Genomic DNA, 3,774 nt, shown 5'->3' on the forward strand with positions numbered 1-3,774 from the left:
ATTACTAATTGTAATTTTGTGAAAGATTATGCTGGAACTTAAAACCAACACCGAATTAGGTACCTAGGTGAGTCCAAATTAAAATCAGTATGATCTAAACACAGTCATCATATCATTTCTACATTTTTTGCAGTTCATGCGAGACATGTGAATATAAAGATTAGTTCAATTTGGATTGAACTATTTTTTATTAATCTCATAATTTACGTAAATTTTAATGACGACAAAAAACATCAAAACGATATTGTTTGCTGGACTCATTGCTGCAATGATTCTGCCATTTAGTGTAATGGACTTTGCAGAGGCAGAAAGCAATGAACATAAAGAAAATATCGAGAAAATCAAAGAACAAAAGAAAGCTTTTCAGGAACAATTAGCTAAAGAAAAAGACACTGCAAAAAAAGATAAGCTCAGAAAATATATTGAGCGTGCAGATATGTTTGAAGAAGTCGAAACACTGTTAGACCAAAAACAAACTGAAAAAACACAAAAACAATTAGCTAAAATCTACAATAAATTATCAAAACATTATTCTTCTGATGAGAATGGTGTAAAAACCGATAAACCTGTAAACGTTGATGCTTTTGAAAATTCGCCAATACCACCAGCTTATGCAACTAGCACAGGAAACTATACTACAAGTCTGCAGTACAGAGCTGACTGTGATTGGAGTGGATATGGATGGTCACAAGGATCATACACAGCATATTCCAGTTGGACTAACATTAGTAACACTTGGAATTATCCAACAATCATCAAAGATTCAAGTTGTAACACTTGGGATTTTGAGGACAATTGGATGACTGTATTTGGATATCAAATCTACTGCCCATACACTACAGTATTTCTAACTGCAAATTATTGGTGTGCAGCTGGTGAAGGTGATTATGTGACTATCTGGTCAAATGCTGATTATGATGGCCCATTAAATCCACCAGCACAACAAAGCTTTACACAATTCCCTGCGGTAACAACTAAAACCCTTTAATTTTTTTTATTGATTATGAATAAAATAATCAAGACTGTAATCATTTCAATCAGTATTGTTATTGTCTTGGGTTTTGTTTTCTCATTTGTTTTAGATTATTTCAATTCAACCATTCCAATACCTTTAGATCCAGAAAAAATCGAGAATTATATTAAACTAGGATGCACTCAAAAAGCCATAGATTTTATCAATAATGGACATGATGATACATTACAACCTGATTTTTCAGATGTTGAGATGTGTTTGGACATCATACGATTAAATTAATTCATAATATTGGTCATGAAAAATTCATACAACTATCTGTCAACTCAAGCAGAAGATGCAACTTACTAGCAACTCTTTTACATTTCTTTTTTTATTGAACTAAAATGAAATACAAATTCTCAATTGTCATTGGAGCATGCGTGTTGGTTGGAATTGTTATACTGCTTCAAGTTAGTTATTTTTCAAATCCTTCCCTTGACAAGTATTCCCAAACAATTACAGTGATTTATCAACCTGCTAAAATTGATAAAATACGACATGAGATATCATATGTGCCAACAAAACTTACCAGTGAGCATTTCATGGATTATCCGCAAATTCAGACTTTGTTTGATGTGGCGCTAATGCCAAGGAAAAATCTAATTGATGATGACTCAAAAATTGATACTTTTTTCTATGAACAAGGAACTAATCTGTACAGAATATCACAACCCGGACCATCTACAATCCGAACTGATTTTTTTATGACCGCCTTTAATCAAAATGAATACATACATTGGATCGAAACAGAACTCACAGGTATTCCAATTTATGAATCAAATGAGATGCATTTTGTTGAATATAAAAATGAGATTTTTATTTTAACTTTTGAAGATGTAAAAGAAATTGATTAAAAAAATAATTTTAATTTTTGTGGCAAGTATAGCATTGGCATTTTACATTGGATTTTTAGTTAGTTCATTTGAAAATGAAAAACAATTTGAAATAACTACTGACAGAGAATTATCATTAGCTCTTAATGACTTACGAGATAGAATCAAGGAAAAAATTCCGATAACCGTAGACCATGTTTTGTTTTTGGCAAATGAAAACGTTGAGAGATTTTACGTTTTAGAGCCAAACAAGATGATCGATAGAACATATTCCCAGAATTATCAAGAACATTATGACACATTCTTTTATGAAAATGGAACTAGGAGTTTTGTTGAAAAGCAAAAGGATGGCGCCATTCTCAAAGAAATCGTCATACACGACAACCCAAAAAATCCAGTCATGATACTAATTTTGGAAGATTAAAAAGTGAAAACTAGATTCAAAATTGGTATAGTAATTGCTTGCTTTGTTGTCTTTTATGTGGGATTGATTCCAGTCTTGCAGGTATGTAATGCATCTCTCGTAGTCTCTATGTAATCTAGCAATGCCTTTGATCTATTTGATTTCTTATTGATTTCATGCATGAATACCTTACTGCTTTTACGAGTTCTTCTGACCAATTCCTCTTTTACCAAAAAGGGGAGATCTTCTGCAACGTTCTTGGTGAAACTCCTGCTAATTTACTAATATCTGATTCAGAATAATCGAATGTTTGGTTTGTTAGCAGGAAATCCAAAATCTTCAAGGAAATCTACGAATAGCATGTGTAAAGATTTGGAACAAAAATAACTAAACTATTCAATCTTGGCTGAAATTTTTGATATGCGTTCAGACTCACTCTCAATTATCCCAATAACATATGCCACTCCAATTTTATCGAGGTATAACACTGCCATGCTTTTTCCATCATCTGAAAGTAATTTACGTTTTACAAGTTTTTGAGCTACTGATTTGAATCTTTTTTTTATTCTGTATGCTGATGAGATTTTTTTCCAGTTTACCATTTTTGAAAATTTTTCAATGGCAACATAGTTTGGCATCCCAATTATTCCCTTGTTATATGCCTGCAATATTATGGCGATCTCATAGTCATCCATACTGTACAGTTATACAATAAATATTATATAATCATATTGTACAATTATACATGATGACTAGAACGGATCTTACCAGTGCAACTCTGCAAATAATGAAAACCCTTCAAAACGGTGAACAATACACGTTAAACAAAATAAGCGAAAAAACAGAATTAAATTTCAGAACTGTGCAAAAGGTATTCAAACTGATAGAGGCATGTCAAACACAATTGGAATCAAAAAAGATCAACATAACTCACTTGAATAATGCAGTACACATTCAAATGAAACCAAAAAGTGGAATAACATCTATACCTGCTGCCATACAAAAAATGTTAATTCGCACATCATACTATCCAACACCTGACAGAAATGATGAACTGCTTGTATATCTGTTACAAAACAATGCAACAAAAGAAACTTTTGCAATACAAATGGATTCAAGCAAACTGCTTGATGAATTGGTTGCAGCAGAACATATAATCAAGAAAGGGAAAAAATATTACTTGTCAGAGATGGGATTAATCACCGCAAAAGGTGCAATGTCTCTATATCCAGAATTAACACAATAAACTCTGAAAACATTTTATCTTTATACTGCCCAAATTGTAGGGCTATTACACATCAAAACCCAATTCTTTGCAGTTCATGCGAGACACGTGAATATAAAGATTAGTTCAATTTGGATTGAACTATTTTTTATTAACATCATAATTTACGTAAATTCCAATGACGACAAAAAACATCAAAACAATATTGTTTGTATCTCTAGCTGCAATCATGGTGCTCTCCATTTCTGGATTGAGTATGGTTGATGCAGCTCCAAATGAGAATGCAAGTGATGTAGCA

At 32.2% G+C, this 3,774-nt stretch carries 6 protein-coding genes; 5 read left to right on the top strand and 1 reads right to left on the bottom strand.

The genetic code is table 11. The annotated features are described in order from the left end of the window. Positions 1-217: 217 nt before the first annotated feature. The 4 genes from AW732_RS07995 (at position 218) to AW732_RS08010 (ending at position 2,272) form a co-directional block, all read left to right on the top strand. A complete protein-coding gene (locus tag AW732_RS07995) occupies positions 218-988 on the top strand; it encodes a hypothetical protein (RefSeq protein ID WP_156416095.1) in 771 nt (256 codons plus the stop codon). Between the two features lie 15 nt (positions 989-1,003). After that, entirely contained in the window at positions 1,004-1,255 is a 252-nt protein-coding gene (locus AW732_RS08000) for a hypothetical protein (protein ID WP_067961103.1), read from the top strand. 104 nt (positions 1,256-1,359) lie between these two features. Next, positions 1,360-1,869 carry a hypothetical protein gene (locus tag AW732_RS08005; RefSeq protein ID WP_067961106.1) on the top strand — a complete coding sequence of 170 codons (510 nt, stop codon included), beginning with the start codon at positions 1,360-1,362 and terminating at the stop codon, positions 1,867-1,869. 19 nt (positions 1,870-1,888) lie between these two features. Further along, on the top strand, positions 1,889-2,272 hold the full coding sequence (locus tag AW732_RS08010) for a hypothetical protein (protein WP_172790431.1): 384 nt from the start codon (positions 1,889-1,891) through the stop codon (positions 2,270-2,272). Positions 2,273-2,643: 371 nt separating this feature from the next. On the opposite strand, the gene AW732_RS08015 is transcribed toward AW732_RS08010, so the two are convergent. Next, positions 2,644-2,946 (bottom strand): hypothetical protein, encoded by a 303-nt coding sequence (locus AW732_RS08015; protein WP_156416096.1) that lies wholly within the window; start codon positions 2,944-2,946, stop codon positions 2,644-2,646. A 50-nt stretch (positions 2,947-2,996) separates the two neighbouring features. On the opposite strand from AW732_RS08015, the gene AW732_RS08020 reads away from it, so the two are divergent. After that, entirely contained in the window at positions 2,997-3,497 is a 501-nt protein-coding gene (locus AW732_RS08020) for a hypothetical protein (protein ID WP_172790432.1), read from the top strand. Positions 3,498-3,774 lie beyond the last annotated feature (277 nt).

It is taken from the genome of Nitrosopumilus sp. Nsub, assembly GCF_001541925.1.
Taxonomy (GTDB): domain Archaea; phylum Thermoproteota; class Nitrososphaeria; order Nitrososphaerales; family Nitrosopumilaceae; genus Nitrosopumilus.

Coding starts and splice junctions, on each gene's coding strand:
- AW732_RS07995 (WP_156416095.1), top strand. CDS start 218: ATGACGACAAAAAACATCAAAACGATATTGTTTGCTGGACTCATTGCT.
- AW732_RS08005 (WP_067961106.1), top strand. CDS start 1,360: ATGAAATACAAATTCTCAATTGTCATTGGAGCATGCGTGTTGGTTGGA.
- AW732_RS08015 (WP_156416096.1), bottom strand. CDS start 2,946: ATGGATGACTATGAGATCGCCATAATATTGCAGGCATATAACAAGGGA.
- AW732_RS08000 (WP_067961103.1), top strand. CDS start 1,004: ATGAATAAAATAATCAAGACTGTAATCATTTCAATCAGTATTGTTATT.
- AW732_RS08020 (WP_172790432.1), top strand. CDS start 2,997: ATGATGACTAGAACGGATCTTACCAGTGCAACTCTGCAAATAATGAAA.